This window comes from Arthrobacter sp. Bz4 (assembly GCF_003075455.1).
Classification (GTDB): domain Bacteria; phylum Actinomycetota; class Actinomycetes; order Actinomycetales; family Micrococcaceae; genus Arthrobacter_D.
Window position 1 is genome coordinate 1 of the sequence record NZ_QDAE01000001.1, and the last position, 25,102, is coordinate 25,102.

The window sequence follows — 25,102 nt, forward strand, 5'->3', positions numbered from 1 at the left end:
CGTTGTCGAAGAAGCCACAGACATGCCCGACACCGACCCCGCCCTGGCGGCCGCCTATGAAACCAGGCTGATCGCGTTGGCCGGTCAGACCACCGTGACGAAGTTCTGCCGCCAGGCCCACCGGTTACGCGAAAAACTCCACCCCGAACCCATCAGTAGCCGGCACCGGAAAGCTCTCCGGGAACGCGAGGTGGTCCTGAACCCCGCCCACGACGGGATGGCCTGGCTCGCCGCGTACCTGCCCACCGAACAGGCGGCCGGGATTTTCCACCGGGTCGACACCGCAGCCCGGGCCTTGCAGGGCCCCGACGAGGCCAGGACTCTCACCCAGTTACGCGCCGATGTTCTGGTGGATGTCCTCACCAGTGCCGGACCCACCGGACACAGGCATGAAGCACCCGACCCCGCTGACCCAGCTGCTGCCCCCGGCGCTGCCGCTGGTGCTGACCCCGCTGCTGCCGCTGGTGCTGACCCCGCTGCTGCCGCTGGGACCGACCCCGGATCCCGGACGAACAGCAGCCCCAGTCAGCCGTGGGAGGCCAGCGTGTATTGGGGTGTGCAGGCGAAGGTGTTTGTCACCGTCCCGGTGATGACTCTCCTCGGCGGGGACACCCCGGGTGAGTTGGAAGGTTACGGTCCGATTGATCCCGAGGCCGCCCGGAAACTCGCCGGGCACGCACCATCGTTCACCAGGATCCTCACCCACCCCTTTACCGGGGCCAGGCTTGGCGCTGATGCGACCACGTACCGGGTCCCGCAGGACCTTAAGGATGCGGTCCGGGTCAGGGACGGGACGTGTCGGCATCCGGGATGTAACCGGTTGGCGGTGTTCTGCGAACTCGACCACACCACACCCTGGTCCCAAGGCGGCAAAACGTCCTATTCAAACCTGGCGGCCCTGTGTAAACGCCACCACATGTTCAAAACCGAAGGCTACTGGCACTACCAACAACCCGACCCCGGGACGATCATCGCGATCTCGCCTGCCGGCGAAACCTACCTCACCCGACCCGACCCACCACCAGCCCCACCACCCGACATACCCCCGCCCTTCTAGAAGCACCGCCCTGCTAGGCAGCAATGCCTTTTAGAAGCACCGCCCTTTTAGAAGCACAGCCCTGCTGGAAGCACCATCTTTCTGGGAGAACCATCTTTCCAGCCAGCACCGCCGGACTAGGGCGCCCCGACGCTGGTCACGGTGACCACGGCTGTGCCGGCCTCATCGGAGGCAGCCAGGTCGATGACCGCGTTGATACCCCAGTCATGGTTGCCGAACGGGTCCTTGAAGATCTGCCGGACCTTCCAGCTGCCGGGCACCTTCTCGATGATCAGCAGTGCGGGTCCGCGGGCCTCGGGCCCGTCGTCGATGTCCTCGTAGTCACCGAAGTAGCCGTCGAGGGCCTCCGTCCAGCGGTCCGCATCCCAACCGGAACCACCATCCAGCGCGCCAAGGGCGACATCATCCTCGTCGGCGAAAAGTTTGACCCGCTGGAACATCTCGTTGCGGACCATTACGCGGAATGCACGCTCGTTGGAGGTCACCGAGTCGGGTTCCGGCGGCAGTTCGAGAGCGGTCCCGCTGTCGGCGCGGCCTCCGGCGGCGAGCAGCTCCCATTCCTCCAGGAGGCTCGAATCGACCTGCCGGATCAGTTCGCCGAGCCATTCAATGATGTCGGTCAGATCCTCCCGCAGCGCCTCGGTAGGAACGGTCTGGCGCAATGCCTTATAGCAGTCGGCGAGATAGCGCAGCAGGATGCCCTCGGACCGGGTGAGCGAATAGTAGGCAATGTACTCGCCGAAGTTCATGGCCCGCTCATACATATCCCGGACCACCGACTTGGGGGTCAGCTCGAAGTCGCCCAGCCAGGGCGCACCACTGCGGTAGACATCGAAGGCCTGGAACAGCAGTTCGGCCATCGGCTGCGGGTAGGTGACCTCCTCGAGGAGCGCCATCCGCTGGTCATAGTCGACCCCGTCGGCCTTCATGGCGCCAATCGCCTCGCCGCGCGCCTTTTTCTCCTGGGCGTTGAGGACCTGGCGGGGCTTTTCGAGGGTCGCTTCGATCACCGAGACGACGTCGAGCGCGTAGGTGGGGCTTTCGGGGTCCAGCAGTTCCAGGCTGGCCAGCGCGAAGGGGGAGAGCGGCTGGTTGAGGGCGAAGTTGGCCTGCAGGTGGACCTTCAGCCGGATGGTCCGGCCGTCGGCATCGGGCTCGGGGAGCCGCTCGACAATTCCAGCGGTGACCAGCGACCGGTAAATGCCAATGGCTTTACGGGTCAGCTGCAACTGGGAAGCCCGGGTCTCATGGTTTTCGTTGAGCAGACGTTGCGCCGCGGAGAACGGATTGCCGGGTCGTTCCAACAGGTTCAGGAGCATCGAGTGGCTGACGGCGAAACTCGACGTGAGCGCTTCGGGCGTGCCGGCGGCGAGCCGCTCGTAGGTTGGCTTACCCCACGACACAAACCCGGTGGGTGGTTTCTTCCTGACCACCTGGCGGAGCTTTTTCTGATCGTCGCCGAACTTCCCGACGGCCTTCGCCATGGCCCTCGTGTTCTCAACCACATGATCAGGTGCCTGCACGACGACGGTCCCCGCCGTGTCATAACCGGCCCGTCCCGCCCGGCCCGCGATCTGGTGGAACTCGCGGGCGTTGAGCAGCCGGGTGCGGACGCCGTCGTACTTGCTCAGTGCGGTCAGGAGCACCGTGCGGATGGGGACGTTGATCCCGACGCCGAGGGTGTCGGTGCCGCAGATGACCTTAAGTAGTCCCGCCTGCGCGAGCTGCTCCACCAGCCGACGGTACTTGGGGAGCATCCCGGCGTGGTGGACGCCGATGCCGTGCCGGACCAGTCGGTTGAGTGTCTTGCCGAACCCGGAGGAGAACCGGAAGGTCGCGATCAGGTCGGCGATCCTGTCCTTCTCCTCCCGGGAGCAGACGTTCACGCTCATCAGGTTCTGGGCGCGTTCAATCGCTTCGGCCTGGCTGAAGTGCACCACATACACCGGCGCCTGCCGGGTACTGAGGAGTTCCTCCAGCGATTCCTGAACGGTGGTCTCCACGTAGTAGAAGTGCAGCGGGATGGGCCGTTCGGCGCTGCTGATCGTGGTGCTGGGTCGGCCGGTGCGCTCGGTCAGCTCCTCGTCGAAACGGGTCATGTCGCCGAGGGTCGCCGACATCAGGAGGAACTGGGCTTGGGGGAGTTCAAGGAGAGGAACCTGCCACGCCCAGCCGCGCTGCGGGTCGGAGTAGAAGTGGAACTCGTCCATGATGACCGTGCCGACGTCGGCCAGCGCACCTTCACGAAGCGCGATGTTCGCCAGGATTTCTGCTGTGCAGCAGATGATCGGTGCGTCCTGGTTGACCCCTGAATCACCGGTGATCATCCCGACATTCTCGGCACCGAAGGTCTCGCAGAGGGCGAAAAACTTCTCGGACACCAGAGCCTTGATCGGAGCCGTGTAGTAGCTGCGTTTCCCGCGGGCGATCGCATCGAAATGGGCTGCGACCGCCACCAGCGACTTCCCCGATCCGGTGGGCGTCGCGAGGATCACGTTGTTCCCGGAGACCAGCTCCAGCACAGCTTCGTCCTGCGCCGGATACAGGCTCATTCCCTCGCTGGTCGTCCACTCGAGGAAGGCGCCGTAAACGTCGTCGGGCTGATCCGTGCCTGCGGGGAGGTGTTCCTGAATTCTCATAGGACTCCAGCCTATCCGTAGCTGCCTCACCGCCGGATACGCTGGAGCAATGCGATGGGATCCCACCCAGTATTCTCTGTTCTCTGACCACCGGGGCAGGCCGTTCCTCGATCTGGTCGGTCGGGTCGACCATGCCGATCCGCGGGTGGTCGTCGATCTCGGGTGCGGGCCGGGGGACCTCACCCGGCTGCTGGCCGAACGCTGGCCCGACGCCGGGGTGCTGGGCATCGACTCATCCGCCGACATGGTGCAGCGCGCCAATGACCAAGCCGACCCGCCGCCGAACCTGCGGTTCGAGACCGGTGATATCCGAGACTTCTCACCCGCAGACGACGTCGACGTCGTCGTCACCAACGCCGTCCTGCAGTGGGTGCCCGGTCAGGCCGAACTGGTGCAGAAGTGGGCACGGGTGCTTCGTCCCGGTGCCTGGCTGGCCCTGCAGGTTCCTGGCAACTTCGGATCCCCGGCGCACACCTTGATGCGCGAACTGGCCGGATCGAACGCCTGGCGGGACCAGCTTGGGGGAGTGCTGAGGCATACCGATGTCGTGTCGGAGCCGGAGGAGTACCTGCGGATGCTCAGCGAGGCGGGCATGACCGCCGACGTCTGGGAGACCACCTACCAGCACGTCCTCACGGGACCCGATCCGGTGCTGCAATGGCTGAAGGGCACCGGATTGCGCCCCGGTACTGAATGCGCTGTCCGACGACGACGCCGCGGCCTTCGTCGAACAGTATGCTGCCCTGCTGCGTGGAGCCTACCCCGAGGAACCTTGGGGGACAGTCTTCGGCTTCCGCCGGATCTTCGCCGTCGGCGTCAAGACCGGGCGAAGTAGGAGCAAGGACCCCGCGGGATAGTTCCCGCCAGCCCTGAGCCGGGGGCCAGCTAACGCACCTGCACACAGGTGGACGGGAAGGTGGGTTCCGACGGCGGTGAGCCCGCCGGACGGCCGGTTTTTACCAGCCGCGGGCGCGCCATTCCTCAAGCTGCGGGCGTTCAGCCCCGACGGTGGTGCCCTTCCCATGGCCGGGATGCACGAAGGTGTCGTCCGGCAGATAGTCGAAGATCCGCTCGGACACGTCGCTGAGCAACGACTCAAACCGGGCGGCGTCGCCCTGGGTGTTCCCGATGCCGCCGGGGAACAGCGAATCCCCCGTGAACAGGTGTGCCGGGCCGTGCGGGTCGCGGTACAACAGGGCAACGCTCCCCGGTGTGTGTCCGCGCAACTTGATGGCTTCGAGGTCGAAGCCCTCGAAAGTGGCAGTATCCCCGTGCTCCAGCCGAACATCCGTGGGCACCGCTATGTCGGTGACGTCTTCCGTGCCGGCCGCAGTGCGCGCTCCCGTCTGCCCGACGACGTCAGCCAGCGCCCGAACATGGTCCCAGTGCGAATGGGTGGTGACGATCAGCGCCAGCTTCGGCTCAGCCGTGGTGTCTGCGGCGCCCTCGGCAAGGAGCGCCATGATGGCGGGAGCGTCATCGGCGGCGTCAATCAGCACCTGTGCGCCCGTGGCCTTCGAGGTGAGCAGGTAGACGTTGTTGTCCATCTCGCTGACCGAGATCGAGCGGATGGTCAGATCCTGAAGAGTAAGCATGAACCCAGTCTAGGCACGCCGGTAAATGGGCAAAACTTTCGGGGCACAGGGGTGCATGGAACAATATGGGCATCAGCGGTCCGCCCGGGAAATGGCCGGACAACAGTGACGAGTGACAGAGACCGGAAAGGCCACAGTGAATCCAGGCGCAACAGGCAGCTCCGATGTCACCAGTTGGCTCCGCATTGACCAGGCAAGCTCTGTGCCACCCTACGAACAACTCCGCGTGCAGATTCTCGACGCCGCGAACAACGGATCGCTTCCCGTCGGGACCCGCCTGCCACCCGTGCGCACCCTCGCCGGCCACCTCGGAGTAGCAGTCAACACCGTCGCCAGGGCGTATCGGGAACTGGAGCAGGCCAACATTGTGGTCACCCGGTCGCGGGCAGGCACCGTTGTCGCGGCGGCAGGAGATGAAGCACGGCAACGGGCGGCCGCAGCCGCCGACAAATACGCGGATGTGATCAAGGCCAACGGCCTCACCGAGGACGAGGCCGTTGCCTATCTGCGGGCCGCTCTGCGCCGTCGGTGAACATCGGGGGCCAACGCGCCGACGACACGCTGAAAACCAGCCGATCGAATATGTATTCGAACACGGTTTCAATTAGAGTGAACGGGTGTCTATTGCAACTTCGCTCGAATCTGAGTTTTCCGATCCCAAAATGTCGCAGGATCTTTCGCGTCTGATCGTCAAGGGAGCACGCGAGCACAACCTGCGCAACGTTGACCTCGACCTGCCGCGTGACGCGATGATCGTCTTCACCGGTCTCTCAGGGTCGGGGAAGTCATCCCTCGCGTTCGACACGATCTTCGCGGAAGGTCAGCGTCGCTACGTCGAGTCCCTGTCGGCCTACGCCAGGCAGTTCCTGGGTCAGGTGGACAAGCCTGACGTGGACTTTATTGAGGGTCTGTCGCCAGCGGTGTCCATCGATCAGAAGTCGACCAACAAGAACCCCCGGTCAACAGTCGGCACCATCACCGAGATTTACGACTATATGCGCCTCCTCTGGGCCCGCGTGGGACGCCCCCACTGCCCCACCTGTGGCGAACCGGTCGCCAAGCAGACCCCGCAGCAGATCGTCGACCAGCTGCTTGAACTCGAAGAGGGCACCCGATTCCAGATCCTCGCCCCCGTGGTGCGAGGCCGCAAGGGAGAGTTCGTCGACCTGTTCCAGGAGTTGACGGCCAAAGGCTACGCCCGCGCCCGTGTCGACGGCGACGTCGTCCAGCTGTCCGATCCGCCCAAGCTCGGCAAACAGTACAAACACACCATCGAAGTGATTGTCGACCGGCTGGTGGTCAAGGACGGCATCAGTCAGCGGCTCACCGACTCGGTGGAGACGGCGCTCAAGCTGGCCGACGGCCGGGTCCTCGCCGATTTCGTTGATCTGCCCGAAAAAGACAGCAAACGCGTCAGGGCGTTCTCCGAGCACCTGGCCTGCCCCAACGAGCACCCCCTGGCCATCGATGAGATCGAGCCACGCTCGTTCTCCTTCAACAACCCCTTCGGCGCGTGCCCCGTCTGCACCGGGATCGGCACCAAGCTTGAGGTTGACGAAGAGCTGGTCGTCCCCAACCCGGACCTGAGTCTGGCGGAAGGCGCCATCGCCCCCTGGTCGCTGGGCACCGCAACCCTCGAGTACTGGACCCGGCTGCTTGAGGGTCTCTCGAAAGAGCTGAACTTCAAGATGGACGTGCCCTGGCACAAGTTGCCGGACCGCGCCCGGGAAGCAGCCCTGTACGGCAAGGACCACAAGGTGGTGGTGCAGTACAAGAACAGGTTCGGCCGGGAGCGTAAGTACAGCACCGGCTTCGAAGGCGCTGTGCAGTACATCCACCGCAAGCATCTCGAAACCGAGTCCGACCATGCACGCGACCGCTACGAGGAGTACATGCGGCAGATCCCGTGCCCCGCGTGTGGCGGAGCCCGGCTGAACCCGGCCTCACTCTCGGTCCTGATCAACGGTAAATCCATTGCGTCGGTCGCAGCCATGCCAATGCGCGACTGCAGCGACTTCCTCAACAACCTGGTGCTCACCGGCCGTGAAGCCCAGATTGCCAGCCAGGTCCTCAAGGAAATCCAGGCCCGGCTCCAGTTCCTGCTCGACGTGGGACTCGAGTACCTGAACCTCGAACGCGCCTCCGGGACCCTGTCCGGCGGAGAGGCACAGCGCATCCGGCTGGCAACCCAGATCGGTTCAGGACTTGTGGGCGTACTCTACGTTCTCGATGAACCGTCAATCGGGCTGCATCAGCGCGACAACCGGCGGCTGATCGAGACGCTCGCCCGCCTCCGTAACCTCGGCAATACCCTGATCGTCGTCGAGCATGACGAGGACACCATCCAGGAAGCCGACTGGATTGTCGACATCGGCCCCGGCGCCGGCGAGCACGGCGGCGAGGTGGTCCACTCCGGTCTGCTTGAAGACCTCCTCACCAATGAGCGTTCCATCACCGGTGACTACCTCTCCGGTCGGCGGAAGATCGAGATCCCGAAGAAGCGCCGCAAGATCGACAAGTCCCGGCAGCTCAAGGTGGTCGGTGCACGCGAACATAACCTGACGTCCTTTGACATTGCCTTCCCGCTGGGCGTCCTCACCGCGGTCACGGGTGTCAGCGGGTCAGGGAAGTCCACCCTGGTCAATGAGATCCTCTACAAGGTGCTGGCCAACAAGCTCAACGGCGCCAAGCAGGTTGCCGGCCGGCACAAGCGGATCGATGGCCTCGAACATCTCGACAAAGTGGTCCACGTCGACCAGAGCCCGATCGGCCGGACACCACGCTCCAACCCTGCCACCTACACCGGTGTCTTCGACAACATCCGGAAGCTGTTTGCCGAGACCACCGAGGCGAAGGTCCGGGGCTACCTCCCCGGCCGGTTCTCATTCAACGTGAAGGGCGGCCGCTGCGAAGCCTGCTCCGGCGACGGCACCCTGAAGATTGAAATGAACTTCCTCCCGGACGTATACGTGCCGTGCGAGGTATGTCACGGTCAGCGCTACAACCGGGAAACGCTCGAAGTCCACTACAAGGGCAAGACCATCGCCGATGTGTTGAACATGCCGATCGAAGAGGGCGCCGAATTCTTCGCTGCGTTCAGCCCGATCGCGCGCCACCTCAACACGCTCGTCGAAGTGGGTCTTGGCTATGTGCGGCTCGGACAGCCGGCCACCACCTTGTCCGGCGGTGAGGCACAGCGCGTGAAGCTGGCCAGCGAACTGCAGAAGCGGTCCAACGGTCGCAGTATCTACGTTTTGGACGAGCCGACCACAGGTCTGCACTTTGAAGACATCCGGAAGCTGCTGCTCGTCCTGCAGGGGCTGGTGGACAAGGGCAACACGGTAATCACCATCGAACACAACCTGGATGTGATCAAGAGCGCCGATTGGGTCATCGACCTCGGGCCCGACGGCGGGTCGGGCGGGGGACAGATCATCGCCACCGGAACGCCGGAGCAGGTGGCCAAGTCGACCACCAGCTACACGGGCACGTTCCTCGCCGAGACACTCGGACGATAGACAGCATCCAACATATTCCGTGGGAGGAATGCAGTTTTCTGCTGGGCACCGGCTGTGGGAAACTTGGCCGGTGATGAACTACCGCCTGCTCGTGCTCTTTGACCTGGATGGAACTCTCGTCGACCCCGCAGGCGCCATCACCGGAGGGATCATCGGGTCCCTGGAAGCCCACGGACTGCCCCGGCCGTCCGAAGACATGCTGCGGAAGATGGTTGGTCCGCCGCTCGTGACGTCCCTGCGGGAGATCGCCGGGGTAAGCGAGGGCCAACTGGCATCGGTGATCGCGCACTACCGGGAGGGCTATCGCACCCGGGGGATGGCCGCCAGCCGGCCCTACCCCGGCGTGGTCGGTGTGGTGGAGACGCTGCGCGCGGCGGGCCATCTGGTCGCCGTGGCGACCCAGAAGCCGCAGGGCCTCGCCCAGGAGCTCCTTGGCGTCCAACAGCTGGCCGGCCTGTTCCACTCCGTGCATGGGTCTCCCGATGAGGAACAGTCACCCGGTCCCGACGGCAAGACTCCAATCATCGCCGCAGCCCTGGCCCGGCATGAGGGCAGGTACGACGGCGCCATCATGATCGGCGACCGGTCCCACGACATCTCCGGAGCGGTGGCCAATGGGTTGGACTGTATTCCGGTGACCTGGGGGTTCGGGTCAGTCGAGGAGTTCAGCGTGGTGGGCGCCACCACGCCAGCCACCACCGCCGACGCGCTGCTGGAACTGATCCTGAGAAGGGTGCCGCAGGGGGTGGGTCATGGGAATTTATGACCTCACCCGGAGCAGCACCCGCGGACTGATCGCCGGGCTCTGCCGGCCAACCGTCGAGGGCCTGGACCAGGTGCCTGCCGCTGGGCCACTGATTGTCGCGGCCAACCACCTGTCCTTCCTGGACAGCGTGCTGATCCAGGCACTCATGCCCCGCCCGGTCGCCTTCTTCGCCAAGGCCGAGTACTTCACTGGCCGCGGGATCAAGGGCAAAGCCATGCGGTCCTTCTTCGAAGGAGTCGGCTCCATCCCGGTAGAGCGTGGGCAGCAAGCCGCGAGTGTCCAGGCGCTGAAAACCCTCCACGAACTACTGGAAGGCGGCAACGGGATCGGCATCTACCCGGAGGGAACCCGGTCCCGGGACGGGCTGCTTTACCGTGGGCGCACCGGTGTCGGCTGGCTTGCGCTCACCACCGGCGCGCCGGTGCTACCCGTCGGGTTGATCGGCACCGAGAATCTGCAGCCAGCAGGCCAGAAACGCATCAAACCCCAACACTTCACCATGAAGATCGGCACGCCCCTGTACTTCGAGAAAACCGGACCGGGACACTCACTGCCCGCACGCCGACAGGTCACCGACACCATCATGGACTCGATCGCGGCGCTCAGCGGTCAGCAGCGCTCCACCAGCTACAACCAGAGTCCGGTGCTTGAATAATGGCCGATCCCCGCAGCTACCGGCCCCAAACCGGTGAAATCCCGGTCGACCCGGGCGTCTACCGGTTCAGGGACGAACATTCCCGGGTGGTCTATGTTGGCAAAGCCAAAAACCTCCGCTCCCGACTGAACTCCTACTTCGCCAACCCGCAGGGCCTGCTGCCCCGGACCAGGGCGATGGTGTTCACTGCCGCGAGTGTGGAATGGACCGTCGTCGGCAGCGAGCTCGAAGCGCTCCAGCTTGAGTACACCTGGATCAAAGAGTTCAACCCCCGGTTCAACGTCATGTTCCGCGACGACAAGTCCTATCCCTACCTCGCCGTCACGATGGGGGAGAAGTATCCCCGGGTCCAGGTGATGCGCGGCGACCGCAGGAAGGACACCAGATATTTCGGACCCTTCTACCCGGCCAAGGCAATCCGGGAAACCGTTGACACCCTCCTGCGCGTCTTTCCGGTCCGTACCTGCAGCAGCGGCGTGTTCAAGCGTGCCGAACGCACCGGCCGTCCCTGTCTTCTCGGGTACATCGACAAGTGCTCGGCCCCCTGCGTCGGCCGGATCAGTCCCGAGGAGCACCGCGACCTCGCGGCACAGTTCTGTGACTTCATGGGCGGCCAGGCCACCCGGTTCATCGTGGACCTGGAAAAGCGGATGGCCGCCGCCGTCGCCGAGCTCGATTACGAATCCGCAGCACGGACCCGGGACGACATCGCCGCCCTGAAACGGGTGTTCGAGCGCAACACCGTGGTCCTGTCCGAGGACACCGACGCCGACATATTCGCTCTGAAAGAAGACGAGCTGGAGGCCGCCGTCCAGGTGTTCCACGTCCGCGGTGGCCGGATCCGCGGCCAGCGCGGCTGGATGGTGGAGAAGGTCGAGGACATGGGCACCGCCGATCTGGTGGAGCACCTGCTGCAGCAGGTCTACGGCGACGGCAGCAGCAGCAACAACCAGATCCCCCGCGAAGTGCTCGTCCCCGAGCTGCCCAGCAACGCCGACGAGATGTCCGTCTGGCTCGCCGGCCTCCGCGGCGCCCGGGTGGACCTGCGGGTTCCCCGCCGCGGCGACAAGGCAACCCTGCTCGGCACCGTCGAACAAAATGCTGCCGACGCCCTCCGACTCCACAAGAGCAGGCGGGCAGGTGACCTCACCACCCGCTCCGCGGCCCTTCAGGAGCTACAGGAGGCCCTCGACCTGCCGCAACCCCTGATGCGGATCGAATGTTTCGACATTTCCCACGTCCAGGGCACCAACGTGGTCGCGTCGATGGTCGTCGTCGAGGACGGGCTGCCCCGCAAGGCCGACTACCGCAGGTTCTCCATCACCGGCGACGCCGCCCGCGACGACACTGCCTCGATGTACGACGTGATCCAGCGCCGCTTCCGCAACTACCTCGCCGAGAAGACCGGTCCGGTGCCGCAGGGCATGAACTCCGAGGACGACGGCGGCAGCAGCGGCAGCGGCAGCGGCAACAACAGCAACAACAACGACGGCGTCAACGCTGGCGACAACGCCGGCATCTACAGCGGCACCACCGTGCCACGCGCCGACACCACCACTGCCACGACCAGGCAGAAATTCGCCTACCCACCGAACCTGGTGGTGGTCGACGGTGGCCAGCCGCAGGTCCACGCGGCCGCCCGTGCGTTGAAAGACCTGGGCATCGACGACGTCTTCGTGATCGGGTTGGCTAAACGCCTTGAAGAGGTCTGGCTGCCCGACAGCGACTTTCCGGTGATCCTGCCGCGCGCCTCGGAGGGCCTGTTCCTGTTGCAGCGCATCCGGGACGAGGCGCACCGATTCGCAATCGCCTTCCACCGGCAAAAGCGGGGCAAATCGATGACCGCCTCGGCACTCGACTCGGTTCCCGGCCTTGGTCCGTCGAAGAAAAAATCGCTGCTGGCGCACTTCGGGTCGGTCAAAAAAATTCGTGCCGCCTCCCTTGCAGAGCTGCAGGCGGTGCCGGGAGTGGGGCCGTCCCTTGCCGAAACATTGCAGCGTAATCTTGCGCTGGCCGCCACCGACGGCTCGACGGCGGCAGTCGCACCAGCGGTGAATATGGCCACCGGCGAAATCCTCGATTCTTAGCTAGGGTAGAGGGTGGGGAAGACCTGTTTGAGCCATGATTAACAGCCAGGATGGAAACACGCAATGACTGAGGGCGACGACAGCCTTACTCCGATCAAGCCTGACGAATCGGAGCTGCTGGTGGTGACCGGAATGTCCGGCGCTGGCAGGAGCACCGCCGCCAACGCGCTGGAGGATCACGGCTGGTATGTGGTGGAAAATCTTCCCCCACAGATGCTGAGCACCCTGACCGACCTGGTCGCGCGGATGCCGCAATCCATTCCCAAGCTCGCCGTCGTCGTCGACGTCCGCAGCCAGGAGCTGTTCCATGACATTCGCGGCTCCCTCGAGGCGCTGCGCATCTCGGGAGTCAACTACCGGGTCCTCTTTCTTGACGCTGCCGATGACACACTGGTCCGCCGGTTCGAGCAGGGGCGCCGGCCCCACCCTCTCCAGGACGAGGGGCGGATCCTCGACGGGATTGCCGCCGAACGTGAGGTGCTCAAGCAGCTCCGGGAGGCATCCGACCTGGTGGTTGACACGTCGGAACTGAACGTGCACGCCCTCGCCACCACGATCACCGAACTTTTCTCCGAGTCCGGCCCAATCGTCCTGCGGATCAATGTGATGAGTTTCGGCTTCAAATACGGCCTGCCCGTCGACGCGAACTACGTGGCCGATGTGAGGTTCATTCCGAACCCGCACTGGGTGCCGGCGCTCAGGCCCCAGACCGGGCTCGACCAGCCTGTGAGCGATTATGTGCTGGGTGCCACCGGTGCAGCGGACTTCGTGGACCGGTTTGTCCACGCCCTCGAACCCGTGCTTGAGGGCTACCGGCGCGAGAATAAGCACTACGCCACCATCGCCATCGGCTGCACCGGTGGAAAGCACCGGTCGGTGGCCGTGACCGAAGAAATCGCGAAGCGGCTGGCGCAACAGCCCCGGCTGCAGGTCACAGCCCACCACCGCGATCTGGGTAGGGAATAGTGGCGCTGCTCACCGGGTCGCTTCCCATGCTGCCGGCAGCGGCCGCCAACCGACGCGGGTCGGGTCCGCAGGACAACGCGCCCTCGGTGGTTGCCCTCGGCGGCGGCCATGGGCTGTCGTCGTCGCTCTCGGCGCTCCGCCTGCTCACCTCGGAACTCACCGCGGTGGTCACAGTGGCCGACGACGGCGGCTCCTCCGGCAAGCTGCGCGAGGAACTGGGGGTGCTGCCGCCCGGCGATCTCCGGATGGCTCTGGCCGCCCTCTGCGACGACACCGACTGGGGCCGAACCTGGCGGGACGTCATGCAGCACCGGTTCACCTCCAAGCACGGCGCCGAAGGATCCCTCGACAACCATGCCCTGGGCAACCTGTTAATCGTCACCCTGTGGGAACTCCTCGGGGACCCGGTGGCGGGCCTGCAATGGGCTGGTGCACTCCTCGGGGCCCGGGGGCGGGTCTTGCCGATGGCGAGCGTGCCGCTGACCATCGAAGGCGATGTGCTCTCGGAGGTGGACGGTTCACTGCGGTTGCGCACCGTCAGCGGCCAGTCCCAGCTGGCAGTGGCGGGCAGCGCCGGAAACGTCAATAATGTCCGGTTGCTCCCTGCCGGTGCGCCAGCCTGCGTTGACGCGCTCACCGCGGTCGAACTGGCCGACTGGGTAATTCTCGGGCCCGGCTCCTGGTACACCTCCGTCCTCCCACACCTGCTCCTGCCCGAACTCCGGGAAGCCCTGTGCAGCACCACCGCCAAGCGGTGCCTGACCATGAATCTCAGCAATGAGACGAAGGAAACCGTCGGCATGTCAGCGGTGGACCACCTTGAGGTCATCAGGCGGTACGCCCCCGAGTTCACTGTCGACGTTGTCATCGCCGACCCGACGGTCATTGGCAACCGCGACGAGTTCGTGGCCGCCGTCGCCGAGATGGGAGGCCGCGCAGTGTTGGGTAAGGTAGGTTCTTCAACGGGCAAACCTGTTCATGATCCCCTGCGTCTCGCGACTGCGTTTCATGACATGTTTGGTGAAAACTAATCGATCTGAGGTTGTATTTGTGGCGCTGACTGCGGACGTAAAAGAGGAGCTGTCGCACCTCTCTGTCAAGAAGTCATCGGTTCGCAAAGCCGAGGTGTCGGCTCTGCTGCGTTTTGCCGGCGGCCTGCACATCATCTCTGGCCGAATTGTCATCGAAGCCGAGGTTGACCTCGCTTCCACGGCCCGGCGGCTGCGCACCACCATCGCCGAGGTGTACGGGCACAACAGCGAAATCATCGTGGTCTCCGGCGGCGGCCTGCGTCGCGGCAACCGCTATGTGGTGCGGGTGGTGCGCGACGGCGAATCCCTCGCCCGGCAAACCGGGCTGCTCGACAACCGGGGCCGACCCGTGCGTGGTTTGCCCTCGGCTGTCGTCAACGGATCAACTGCCGACGCCGAAGCGGTCTGGCGGGGCGCGTTCCTGGCACACGGCTCGCTCACCGAACCGGGCCGCTCCTCGTCCCTGGAGGTCACCTGCCCGGGCCCCGAATCCGCGCTGGCCCTGGTGGGTGCCGCACGCCGCCTGGGCATCGCAGCCAAGGCACGCGAGGTCAGGGGAGTGGACCGGGTGGTGATCCGGGACGGCGACACCATCGCCGCTCTGCTGACCCGCATGGGTGCCCATGACGCGCTTATGGTCTGGGAGGAACGCCGGATGCGCAAGGAAGTCCGGGCCACCGCCAACCGCCTGGCGAACTTCGACGACGCCAACCTGCGGCGGTCGGCGCAGGCCGCCGTTGCCGCCGGCGCACGCGTTGAACGCGCCCTGGAGATCCTCGGCGAGGGTGTCCCCGATCACCTCAAGTATGCGGGCGAGCTGAGAGTCGCCCACAAGCAGGCGAGCCTTGACGAGCTGGGCGGCCTGGCCAACCCGCCCATGACCAAGGACGCCATCGCAGGCCGGATCCGGCGGTTGCTTGCGATGGCCGACAAGCGTGCCATCGAAATTGGAATACCGGGAACCGAAGCCAATGTGACAGCCGACATGCTGGACGAGTGAATCTCTGCATAGGATGGAAGCGGCACAGGAATACCGCTGACAACGGCGGGGTTCCATGCCTTAGTGAACCAACTACGGTGTCTGACCGGCTGGAGTGCCAAATCACCCGCTGTGTCGGACCGACCTGGAGGAATTCGTGAGCGAGTACGTACTGCCCGAACTGAACTACGATTACGCTGCCCTGGAACCGCACATCTCCGCGCGCATCATGGAGCTCCACCACAGCAAGCACCACGCCGCCTACGTCAAGGGCGCCAACGACGCGATGGCCCAGCTGGCTGAGGCCCGCGAAAAGGGCGACTTCGGAAACATTTCGAAGCTCTCCAAGGACCTCGCCTTCCACACCGGCGGCCACATCAACCACTCAGTCTTCTGGAACAACCTCTCCCCTGACGGCGGTGACTCGCCGGAAGGTGAGCTCGCAGCCGCCATCGATGACGCCTTCGGTTCGTTTGACAAGTTCCGCGCCCAGTTCAGCGCCGCTGCCCTTGCCCTTCAGGGCTCCGGGTGGGCCTTCCTCGCCTACGAGCCGATCGGTGGCAACCTCGTCATCGAGCAGCTCTACGATCAGCAGGGCAACGTAGCGGTGGGCACCACGCCGCTGCTGATGCTGGACATGTGGGAGCACGCCTTCTACCTGGACTACGTCAACGTCAAGGCCGATTACGTCAAGGCCTTCTGGAACATTGTGAACTGGCCGGACGTCGCCAAGCGCTTCGCAGCAGCCCGCGCCTCGGCCACTTCCCTGATCGTGGTCGGCTAGCACCCAGGCACAGCGCCCCCTGGGGCGTAGTCGGGACGCCGCCCAGCGCGGCGGCGTCCCAAACCCCAATCCCCAATACAGTTCAAGGAGATACAACAAGTGACTACTCGTGTAGGAATCAACGGCTTCGGTCGAATCGGGCGCAATTTCTTCCGCGCTGCCCTGGAACAGGGTGCCGACCTGGAAATCGTTGCCGTCAACGACCTGACCAGCCCAGAGGCGCTCGCCCACCTCCTCAAGTACGACTCCGTCACCGGTCGCCTCGCCGCGACGGTCGAGGTCAAGGACGGCAACATTGTGGTGGACGGGAAGTCCATCAAGGTTCTCGCCGAGCGTGACCCCGCCAGCCTGCCGTGGAAGGACCTCGGAGTGGACATCGTCATCGAGTCCACCGGTTTCTTCACCAAGGCATCCGCAGCGCAGAAGCACATCGACGCCGGCGCCAAGAAGGTCATCATCTCGGCTCCCGCCACCGACGAAGACTTCACCGTTGTCCTGGGCGTCAACGACGACCAGTACGACGCCGAGAACCACCACATCATTTCCAACGCCTCCTGCACCACGAACTGCCTCGGCCCACTGGCCAAGGTGCTGAACGACAGCTTCGGTATCGAGCGCGGCCTGATGACCACCATCCACGCCTACACCGCGGACCAGAACCTGCAGGACGGTCCTCACAACGACCTGCGCCGTGCCCGCGCCGCAGCGATCAACATGGTCCCCACCTCGACCGGCGCCGCGAAGGCCATTGGCCTGGTGCTGCCCGAGTTGAAGGGGAAGCTCGACGGCTACGCCATCCGCGTTCCGGTCCCCACCGGCTCGGCCACCGACCTCACTGTTACGGTGTCGCGCGAGGTCACCGTTGAGGAAGTCAACGCCGCCTTCAAGGCAGCCGCCTCGGAGGGCAAGATGAAGGGCTACCTCACCTACACCGATGCACCGATCGTGTCCTCGGACATTGTGGGCGACCCGTCATCCTCGATCTTCGACTCAGGCTTGACGAAGGTCATCGGCAACCAGGTGAAGGTCGTGGGCTGGTACGACAACGAGTGGGGCTACTCAAGCCGCCTCGTTGACCTGACCAGCATCGTCGCCTCCAAGCTCTCCTAGCACCGAAGGACCGAAGTGGCCTCCTCTCTTGATGACCTCCTGCGTACCGGCGTCCGTGGACGCACAATCCTGGTCAGGTCGGACCTGAACGTCCCGCTTGACACCTCGGGGGCAACCCCACGGGTGACCGATGATGGCAGGCTTCAGGCCTCCCTACCGGTACTGCGGAAGTTGACGGGGGAGGGGGCCGCAGTCATTGTGATGGCTCACCTGGGCCGCCCCAAAGGCGCCCCTGACGAGCGGTATTCGCTGAAACCCGCGGTGGAGCGGCTGGCGGAACTGGCTGATTTCACCGTCACCCTGGCCGCCGACACCACGGGGAAGAGCGCCGCGGAACACGCGGCCGCGTTGACCGGTGGAAGCGTTCTGGTGCTGGAGAACGTCCGCTTCGACGCGCGGGAAACCAGCAAGGACGACGCCGAACGGCAGGCGTTCGCAACCGAACTGGCAGCACTGACCGGCGACAACGGTGCCTATGTGAACGACGCGTTCGGTGCCGTGCACCGGAAGCACGCCAGTGTCTACGACATCGCGGCACTGCTCCCGTCCTACCAGGGCGACCTGGTGAAGACCGAGGTTGACGTCCTGCAGCGCCTCACCGGGGAACCGGTGGCCCCGTTCGTCGTGGTGCTGGGCGGTTCCAAGGTGTCCGACAAGCTCGCAGTGATTGAAAACCTCCTGGGTACCGCGGACCGGATCCTCGTCGGCGGTGGCATGGTGTTTACCTTCCTCGCTGCGCAGGGGTATTCGGTCGGTGCGAGCCTGCTCGAGGACGACCAGATCGACGTCGTCAAGGGATACCTGGACCGTGCTGAGAAGGCCGGTACCGAATTTGTCCTCCCCACCGACATTGTGGTGGCCGAACGGTTTGCTGCCGACGCCGCGAACGAGACCGTACCCGCCGACGCCATGGAGGAAAGCTCATTTGGTGCTGGCGGGCTGGGGCTCGACATCGGACCGGCTTCCGGTGCGGCTTTCGCCGCGTCAATCGCCACCGCCGGCACAGTGTTCTGGAACGGCCCCATGGGGGTCTTCGAGTTCGACGCGTTTTCTGCCGGTACGAAGGCCGTCGCGCAAGCACTCACCGAAGCCACCACCCGCGGTGCGCTGACGGTTGTCGGGGGCGGCGACTCCGCTGCGGCAGTCCGATCACTCGGCTTCACCGATAACCAGTTTGGCCACATTTCGACCGGCGGAGGTGCCAGCCTTGAGTACCTTGAAGGCAAGGAACTCCCCGGACTGACAGCCCTCGGGCAGTAGGAGAAGCACTCATGACTTCCTCAACCAACGGCAAGTACGACCGCCGCCCCCTGATTGCAGGCAACTGGAAAATGAACCTGGACCACGTCCAGGGCATCACGCTCCTGCAGAAGCTCGCCTGGACCCTCGACGACGCCAGCCATGACTATCAGCGGGCCGAGGTGGCTGTCTTCCCGCCGTTCACCGATCTGCGCGGGGTGCAGACCCTGGTCCGCGGCGACGACCTGCAGACCGTCTACGGTGGCCAGGACCTTTCCCCCCACGATTCCGGCGCCTACACGGGGGACATTTCCGGGCAGTTCCTGGAGAAGCTCGGCTGCACGTACGTCCTCGTGGGGCACTCCGAGCGCCGGGCCATCCACCAGGAGAGCGATGAGCTGCTCAACAGCAAGGTGAAGGCGGCCTTCAGGCACAACCTCACCCCAATCCTGTGCGCCGGCGAAGGGCTTGAAGTCCGACAGGCCGGGAATCACGTGGAACACACCCTTAGCCAGCTGCGCGCCGGAATCGATGGGCTCACGGCGGAGCAGGTTGGCCAGCTGGTGGTCGCCTACGAACCAGTCTGGGCCATCGGCACCGGGGAAGTTGCCGGACCTGACGATGCGCAGGAGATGTGCGCCGCGCTGCGAGCCGAACTGGGCTCACTTTACGACGCCGAGACGGCGGGGAAGGTCCGGATGCTCTACGGCGGATCGGTCAAGGCCGCCAACGCCGGGGCCATCCTGAAGGGCAAGGACGTCGACGGCTTGCTGGTCGGTGGTGCCAGTCTGGACGCCGCCGAGTTTGCTAGTATTGTCAGGTTCGAACATCTCCTGGTCACTGACTAAGACCGCTTCGACCCGAGACTGCGCCCGGCGCAGGTCGACTACGCACGTCAGTTACCCCTGAAAGGCCACTGTGGACATTCTCCGAATCATTTTGTTGGTTCTCCTTGCCATCTCAAGCGCCCTGCTTGTCCTGCTCATCCTGCTGCACAAGGGTCGTGGGGGTGGCATGTCCGACATGTTCGGCGGCGGTATGACCACCAGCATGGGATCATCGGGCGTGGCGGAACGCAACCTCAACCGGTTCACGGTGGCGCTGGGACTAACCTGGGGCGTCGTCATCGTGGCGCTCGGCCTGATCCAGCGCTTCGCCGAGTAGCTAGCATTCCACGGCTGACCGGTCCACAGGTCAGCCCAACAGTATTGTGAATTCCCGCGTTAGCCGCCATACCCAGAGTTGAGCTTTGGGCGTAGACTGGCCCCGTTGTCGGAGCCTAGTCCAGGAGCAATCCATGGTTAACGCGGGAAACGCATTTAAAGGCACACGGATCGGAACTGAGTCATACGGGGGGATGGCCGGCTGGCAGGCCGAATCCGGAAGACGCCCTGCAGTGGTGGACCACACCGTGGTCAGCTATTGGTGTGTCGAGAACCACGAAACAAGACCGACCTTCGCGAAGCTGCACGACGACGAGATTCCCGAAGTTTGGGAATGCGGTCGCTGTGGGCGCGCGGCGGGCAGGCTGCCGGGGGTGGAACCGCTGGTGGACGGGGTAGAGCCGTACAAGAGCCACCTCCAATACGCCAAGGAGCGGCGCACCGAAGAGGAAGCAGCGAACGTCCTTGAGCAGGCGTTGCGCAACCTCAGGTCCCGCAGGGTTGGCCTGCGGGGCGGTCTGGCAACCTAAGCGGCACGCTTCTAGCCGGCACGGTCCTAGTCGACACTGTCCTCGTCGTCGGGGTCGTTGCTTTCAATGAGCCGATCAGGCAGCTGCGCTGCGGCTTCCTGATCGATCAGCCAGAGTGTCTTACGCCGCCCCCGGGCTCCGGACGCGGGAACCTGTGTGGGGCCCGCGCCGGCCAGTGCGAGTCCCACAGCGCCAGCCTTGTCCTGGCCACCCGCAGCAATCCAGACCTCCTCGGCCGAATTGACCGCCTCAAGGGTTAGCGACATCCTCAGTGCCGGCGGTTTAGGTGCGTCAGCGACACCCACAACGGTCTGCTCCTTGGTGCGGATTCCGGGCATTTCAGGGAACAGCGACGCGATGTGAGCGTCCGGGCCCACGCCGAGGAGCAGCACATCGAACCGGGGGAGCCGGCCATCCTGGCCGTCGGCGTCGCCCGCCTGGTCCTGTTCAGCCGCTGCGGCGTCGAGTAGCCGAGTCGCATAGTCGGCTGCAGCCGCATCCTGATCGGGGAAATCATCGCTGGAGCCGAACTCATGAATCTGGGATTCGGCGAGGCCCAGCTTACCCAGCAGCGCCTGCCGCGCCTGTACCGCGTTGCGGTCCGGGTCCGAGGCACTGAGGAACCGTTCGTCTCCCCACCAGAAATCGACCCTGCTCCAATCCACCGCCGAGCACGCCGGTGACGCAGCGACCGCGGCAAGTGTCGCAGTACCGAGGGACCCACCGGTCAGCACGACGGTGGCGGAGCCGCGTTCGTTCTGGACGTCAACCAGTCTGGTGATCAGACGGGCGGCAACGGTGGCCGCGAGCAAGGTTGAATCGGGGTGGATACTTACTTTGGGGTCAGCGTTCACTGGGACGCACACTCCTTAGGTTGGTCCGTGCGAGCCCCTCCGTGATGACCTCGCCGAATACCTCATCCGGGTCGAGTCGGCGGAGCTCTTCTGCGAGACAGTCTTGCAGGCTGCGCCGCGGCAACGAAATCCGCTGCACGGGCTGGCCTGGTTGGTACAGTTCAGCAATTGCGGCGTGGGGCCGGTTCAGTTCGACGTCCCCGGCGGGCCGGGAGAGCCTTACCCGGCGAAGTCCGGTCCCGGCGGGGCCCGCAGCGATGGTCACAGGGGAGTCGAGCGCCAGGGTGAGCCATGCCGCGAGGAGCACCGTGCTCGGCGAATCCTCCGCCCCCTCCACCGTGACGGCGGTGATGGGGGAGGCATCCAGCTGGTCGAGGACTGCCGCGAGCTGGATTCGCCAGTTGGTGAGCCGGGTCCAGGCCAGATCGGTGTCACCCGCCGTATAGGTTTCACGGATGGTTGACAGTGCGCCCACCGGATCTGGCTCATTGGCCGAATCCGTAATCCGGCGATGGGCGATGCTCCCGATCGAGGTGCGGGCCGCGTCGGCCGGAGCACCATGCGGCCACCAGGCCACGATGGGGGCATCGGGCAGGAGCAGCGCTGAGACGAGGGACTCGTTTTCCTCGGCGAGTTGCCCATACCCCTTGAGGACGATCACCTCGGAGGCACCCGCGTCCCCGCCCACCCGAATCTGGGCGTCGAGTCGGGTAGCTTCGGCAGCGGATCCGAGGGCGAGCACGATAATCCGGCAAGGGTGTTCCCGGCTGGCCAGGTTCGCGGCGAGGATCGCATCCTCCTCGTTACCGGAGCTGGTCACCACCACCAGGGTGAGGACCCGGCCCAGGGCAACGACCCCGCCCTTGTCCCGCAGGGTCATGATCTCCTTGGACACTTTCGACGTGGTGGTGTCCGGCAGTTCAACGATCATGGCCTGCGCCACGTCCTTCCATCACGCGCGAGGAGCTCGTCAGCTGACGCTGGGCCCCAACTTCCCGGGACATACTTTTCCGGCTGGTCCCCGAGGGCCGCCCAGTACTCCTCAAACGGGTCGAGGATCTTCCAGGACAGTTCGACTTCTTCGTGCCGCGGGAACAGAGGTGGCTCACCCAGCAGAACATCGAGGATGAGCCGCTCGTAGGCTTCAGGACTGGATTCGGTGAAGGAGTGGCCATAGCCAAAGTCCATCGTGACGTCCCTGACCTCCATCTGGGTGCCCGGCACCTTGGAGCCAAACCTGATCGTGGCCCCCTCATCCGGTTGCACCCTGATCACCACGGCGTTCTGGCCAAAGTCATCCTCGGCGTGGTCCCTGAACAGCAGGTTCGGTGCGCGCTTAAAGACGACGGCGATCTCGGTCACCCGGCGTCCCAGGCGCTTACCGGCGCGGAGGTAGAACGGTACGCCGCTCCACCTCCGGGTGTGAATGTCCAGCCGGATGGCCGCAAAACTTTCGGAAGTGGAGTGCTTCGGAATGCCCTCCTCCTCCAGGAAACCCTTGACCTGCTCCCCGCCCTGCCAGCCGGCGTCGTACTGACCGCGCGCCGATGACCCAGACAGGTCGTCCGGCAACTTGACGGCTGCGAGGACCTTTTCCTTTTCGGCCCGCAGGTCATTGGCGTTGAAGGAAATCGGTTCTTCCATCGCGGTGAGCGCCAACAGCTGCAACAGGTGGTTCTGGATGACGTCGCGGGCCGCCCCGACGCCGTCGTAATACCCGGCCCGGCTGCCGATGCCAATATCCTCGGCCATGGTGATCTGCACGTGGTCAACATATTTGGCGTTCCACAACGGTTCGAAGAGCTGGTTGGCGAACCGGAGAGCAAGGATGTTCTGGACCGTCTCCTTGCCAAGGTAATGGTCAATCCTGAACACGGCGTCCGGTGGGAACACCTGCTCAACAACCCTATTCAGCTCACGGGCCGACTGCAGGTTGTGGCCGAACGGCTTCTCGATCACCACCCGCCGCCACTGTCCCTCGCCGGGCTGCGCCAGGCCGTGCTCGGAGAGCTTCTGGCACACCAGCTCGAAGTCCTTCGGGGGGATGGACAGGTAGAACGCATGGTTGCCGCGGGTGCCGCGACTGGAGTCCAGTTCGGCCAGCGTCACTTCGAGGCGGCCGAAGGCGTCGTCGTCGTCGAAATTGCCCTGCACAAACCTGATGCCGGCCGAGAGCTGTTCCCAGACCGTCTCATCGAACGGGGTGCGCGAATACTGGGTGACGGCTTCCCGCACCTCCTCAATGAACCGCTCATCGTCCCACTCCCTGCGGCCGAACCCGATGAGGGCGAAACTGGGGGGCAGCAAGCCACGGTTGGCAAGATCGTAGATCGCCGGCATGAGCTTTTTACGGGCGAGGTCGCCGGTAACGCCGAAAAGCACCAGGGCGGATGGTCCGGCGATGCGGTTCAACCGCCGGTCGCGGGGATCCCGCAGCGGGTTAGCCGGCCGGGCCTCTGCAGAATCGTGCACTATGCGGTACCGCTTTCAGTGGTTGCCCGCTGGCCGGCAGCCCCGCCCGAAAGGTGGGTAATCACCTGGCTGAGCTGTTCAGCCCGCGGCGCGGTCAGCGAGATGGAGACGAAGGACGGGACGTCCCTTGCCGGCGAGAACCTGGGCGTCGCCCGCTGCCTGGGCGGTGATCAGTTCCCCGAAGGTGAACGGACGGTCCGGGATGGCCAGATCCTCGGCTGCTGCACCGGTGATGGACAGGAAAACGCCCTGTGCCGGGCCGCCCTTGTGGAACTGACCGGTGGAATGCAGGAAACGCGGGCCCCAGCCGAACGTGACCGGCCGGGAGGTGAGCGAGGCCAGCGGTGACCTGATGCCCTCCAACGAGGCCTGCTCGGACCGGTCCAGGTAAGCCTGGACCGACAGATAGCCGTCCGGCGCCAGGCTGGAGAAGAGGCGCTGCAACGCATCACCGAGGGTGCTCGCCTCACCCAGCAGACCACTGTCGGCGCGAATCTCGACTGCGCCGTCCACGAAGTTGGCCGGCGCAGTTTCGGGCTGTTCGTCGAGCAACCCCCGCGCCGCGACCTTCGCCGCCTCAACATCGGGCTGGTCGAAGGGGTTGATGCCCAACAGTCGCCCTGCCACTGCTGTAGCGAACTCCCACACGAGAAGCTGGCTGCCGAGGCTCCCGCTCACGGTCACCTGGTTCCCAACCGGCTCCACGTCGGCGTCGGGCGCGGTCAGGCGGACGGTGAGGACGTCGTCGGCGGCGGTAACAATCTCCGGAGCACCCTCCTCGGCGACGACCGGGAGCACCCCGGTGCCGAGCTTGCCGGTGGATTCCGCGATCAGCTGCTCGGCCCAGTCGGCCAGACCGGGAATGCCTGACGCCTCATCGGCGAAGACGATCTTGTCCCGCAGCGGGTTGGTGGCGCCCAACACCGCGCCGAGCCGCAACCCAATGTTGGTCGGGTCGTCGTCGCCCAGGAACTCGGCGGTTTCCTCGGCTGCGTCGAGGAGGGCGTCGAGGTCGACGCCGGCTAGGCCCGATGGCACCAGACCGAAAGCGGTGAGCGCCGAATACCTGCCGCCAACATTCGGGTTGGCGTTGAAGACCGCGCGGTAGCCGGCCTCGCGGGCTGAACCGTCCAGCGGTGATCCCGGGTCGGTCACGATAACCACCCGGGTGAGCGGATCAATGCCGGCGGCAGTGAACGCTGCCTCGAAGATCCTCCGCTGCGAGTCAGTTTCGACGGTCGAACCCGACTTGGACGACACCACGACAGCCGTCTCGGCCAACCGGTCCTCCACCGTCCGGCGCACCTGATCCGGGTCGGTTGAGTCGAGCACTGTCAGCTCCACACCGGCGGTCCGGGTGATCACCTCGGGGGCGAGGGAGGATCCGCCCATTCCGCACAGGACGATCCGGCTGACACCCTCGGCGTGCAGGGTGGCCCGCAGTTCCATGATGCCCGGGACGAGGCCGCGGGAAGCCTCGACAAGGTCAACCCAGCCCAGCCTGACGGCCGCTTCCGACTCGGCGTCGTGACCCCACAGGGTGGGGTCCTTCGCCATCAGTCGTGATGCCACCTGATCCTCGACGAGGGTGCCGGTAACACGGTCAATCGCTTCGAGTGCAGCGCCAGCCGCTGCGAGCGTCATGGAACTCATTGTC

21 protein-coding genes and 1 pseudogene are annotated in these 25,102 nt (G+C 64.9%); 16 read left to right on the top strand and 6 right to left on the bottom strand.

All coding sequences use genetic code 11. The features are described from left to right. Positions 1-1,057 (top strand): HNH endonuclease signature motif containing protein (locus DDA93_RS00005; RefSeq protein ID WP_133185367.1); only part of this gene is annotated, 1,057 nt, incomplete at its 5' end. A gap of 116 nt (positions 1,058-1,173) precedes the next feature. On the opposite strand, the gene DDA93_RS00010 is transcribed toward DDA93_RS00005, so the two are convergent. Then, positions 1,174-3,696, bottom strand: a complete 2,523-nt coding sequence (locus tag DDA93_RS00010; protein ID WP_116777754.1) for a DEAD/DEAH box helicase — start codon at positions 3,694-3,696, stop codon at positions 1,174-1,176. 49 nt (positions 3,697-3,745) lie between these two features. On the opposite strand from DDA93_RS00010, the gene DDA93_RS00015 reads away from it, so the two are divergent. Further along, positions 3,746-4,531, top strand: a complete 786-nt coding sequence (locus tag DDA93_RS00015; protein WP_347693132.1) for a methyltransferase domain-containing protein — start codon at positions 3,746-3,748, stop codon at positions 4,529-4,531. A 121-nt stretch (positions 4,532-4,652) separates the two neighbouring features. Here the strand turns inward: DDA93_RS00015 and DDA93_RS00020 are convergent, their stop codons facing one another. Further along, positions 4,653-5,291, bottom strand: a complete 639-nt coding sequence (locus DDA93_RS00020; protein WP_116777755.1) for an MBL fold metallo-hydrolase — start codon at positions 5,289-5,291, stop codon at positions 4,653-4,655. 112 nt (positions 5,292-5,403) lie between these two features. Between DDA93_RS00020 and DDA93_RS00025 the strand changes: the two genes are divergently transcribed. The 14 genes from DDA93_RS00025 to DDA93_RS00090 all read left to right on the top strand — a co-directional run bounded on the left by DDA93_RS00025 (position 5,404) and on the right by DDA93_RS00090 (position 20,119). Continuing rightward, positions 5,404-5,823 carry a GntR family transcriptional regulator gene (locus tag DDA93_RS00025; RefSeq protein WP_237742074.1) on the top strand — a complete coding sequence of 140 codons (420 nt, stop codon included), beginning with the start codon at positions 5,404-5,406 and terminating at the stop codon, positions 5,821-5,823. Between the two features lie 130 nt (positions 5,824-5,953). Beyond that, positions 5,954-8,809 (top strand): excinuclease ABC subunit UvrA, encoded by a 2,856-nt coding sequence (uvrA, locus tag DDA93_RS00030; protein WP_051317590.1) that lies wholly within the window; start codon positions 5,954-5,956, stop codon positions 8,807-8,809. A gap of 28 nt (positions 8,810-8,837) precedes the next feature. Further along, on the top strand, positions 8,838-9,575 hold the full coding sequence (locus tag DDA93_RS00035; RefSeq protein WP_116777756.1) for an HAD hydrolase-like protein: 738 nt from the start codon (positions 8,838-8,840) through the stop codon (positions 9,573-9,575). Further along, the gene (locus DDA93_RS00040; protein ID WP_019483785.1) at positions 9,562-10,230 is read left to right on the top strand and encodes a lysophospholipid acyltransferase family protein; all 669 of its coding nucleotides are present in this window, start codon (positions 9,562-9,564) and stop codon (positions 10,228-10,230) included. Before DDA93_RS00035 ends, DDA93_RS00040 begins: the two co-directional genes overlap by 14 nt. After that, positions 10,230-12,317, top strand: coding sequence for an excinuclease ABC subunit UvrC (uvrC, locus tag DDA93_RS00045; RefSeq protein ID WP_116777757.1), 2,088 nt, complete (start codon positions 10,230-10,232; stop codon positions 12,315-12,317). The genes DDA93_RS00040 and uvrC overlap by 1 nt, the downstream gene beginning before the upstream one ends. 63 nt (positions 12,318-12,380) lie before the next feature. Beyond that, positions 12,381-13,283: an RNase adapter RapZ gene (rapZ, locus tag DDA93_RS00050; RefSeq protein WP_024475750.1), complete on the top strand. Its 903-nt coding sequence runs from the start codon at positions 12,381-12,383 to the stop codon at positions 13,281-13,283. Beyond that, the gene (gene yvcK, locus DDA93_RS00055) at positions 13,283-14,314 is read left to right on the top strand and encodes a uridine diphosphate-N-acetylglucosamine-binding protein YvcK (RefSeq protein ID WP_116777758.1); all 1,032 of its coding nucleotides are present in this window, start codon (positions 13,283-13,285) and stop codon (positions 14,312-14,314) included. Before rapZ ends, yvcK begins: the two co-directional genes overlap by 1 nt. A 19-nt stretch (positions 14,315-14,333) precedes the next feature. Further along, positions 14,334-15,314 carry a DNA-binding protein WhiA gene (whiA, locus tag DDA93_RS00060; protein WP_019483789.1) on the top strand — a complete coding sequence of 327 codons (981 nt, stop codon included), beginning with the start codon at positions 14,334-14,336 and terminating at the stop codon, positions 15,312-15,314. A gap of 136 nt (positions 15,315-15,450) precedes the next feature. Further along, complete coding sequence (locus DDA93_RS00065; protein WP_019483790.1) at positions 15,451-16,077, top strand: superoxide dismutase; 627 nt, start codon at positions 15,451-15,453, stop codon at positions 16,075-16,077. A gap of 99 nt (positions 16,078-16,176) precedes the next feature. Beyond that, positions 16,177-17,187: a type I glyceraldehyde-3-phosphate dehydrogenase gene (gene gap, locus DDA93_RS00070; RefSeq protein ID WP_019483791.1), complete on the top strand. Its 1,011-nt coding sequence runs from the start codon at positions 16,177-16,179 to the stop codon at positions 17,185-17,187. A gap of 15 nt (positions 17,188-17,202) precedes the next feature. After that, the gene (locus DDA93_RS00075) at positions 17,203-18,447 is read left to right on the top strand and encodes a phosphoglycerate kinase (RefSeq protein ID WP_116777759.1); all 1,245 of its coding nucleotides are present in this window, start codon (positions 17,203-17,205) and stop codon (positions 18,445-18,447) included. A gap of 11 nt (positions 18,448-18,458) precedes the next feature. Continuing rightward, a complete protein-coding gene (gene tpiA, locus DDA93_RS00080) occupies positions 18,459-19,274 on the top strand; it encodes a triose-phosphate isomerase (protein ID WP_019483793.1) in 816 nt (271 codons plus the stop codon). Between the two features lie 70 nt (positions 19,275-19,344). Beyond that, positions 19,345-19,590, top strand: coding sequence for a preprotein translocase subunit SecG (gene secG / locus DDA93_RS00085; protein WP_019483794.1), 246 nt, complete (start codon positions 19,345-19,347; stop codon positions 19,588-19,590). A 133-nt stretch (positions 19,591-19,723) separates the two neighbouring features. Then, entirely contained in the window at positions 19,724-20,119 is a 396-nt protein-coding gene (locus DDA93_RS00090) for an RNA polymerase-binding protein RbpA (protein ID WP_024476730.1), read from the top strand. Positions 20,120-20,145: 26 nt separating this feature from the next. Here the strand turns inward: DDA93_RS00090 and pgl are convergent, their stop codons facing one another. The 4 genes and pseudogenes from pgl to DDA93_RS00110 all read right to left on the bottom strand — a co-directional run bounded on the left by pgl (position 20,146) and on the right by DDA93_RS00110 (position 25,098). Further along, positions 20,146-20,973 carry a 6-phosphogluconolactonase gene (gene pgl, locus DDA93_RS00095; RefSeq protein ID WP_116777760.1) on the bottom strand — a complete coding sequence of 276 codons (828 nt, stop codon included), beginning with the start codon at positions 20,971-20,973 and terminating at the stop codon, positions 20,146-20,148. Then, positions 20,963-21,904 carry a glucose-6-phosphate dehydrogenase assembly protein OpcA gene (locus DDA93_RS00100; RefSeq protein WP_024476732.1) on the bottom strand — a complete coding sequence of 314 codons (942 nt, stop codon included), beginning with the start codon at positions 21,902-21,904 and terminating at the stop codon, positions 20,963-20,965. Before DDA93_RS00100 ends, pgl begins: the two co-directional genes overlap by 11 nt. Continuing rightward, complete coding sequence (zwf, locus tag DDA93_RS00105) at positions 21,901-23,445, bottom strand: glucose-6-phosphate dehydrogenase (RefSeq protein ID WP_019483798.1); 1,545 nt, start codon at positions 23,443-23,445, stop codon at positions 21,901-21,903. The genes DDA93_RS00100 and zwf overlap by 4 nt, the downstream gene beginning before the upstream one ends. Next, positions 23,445-25,098, bottom strand: a pseudogene (locus DDA93_RS00110) (glucose-6-phosphate isomerase). The gene zwf and the pseudogene DDA93_RS00110 overlap by 1 nt, the downstream one beginning before the upstream one ends. Positions 25,099-25,102 lie beyond the last annotated feature (4 nt).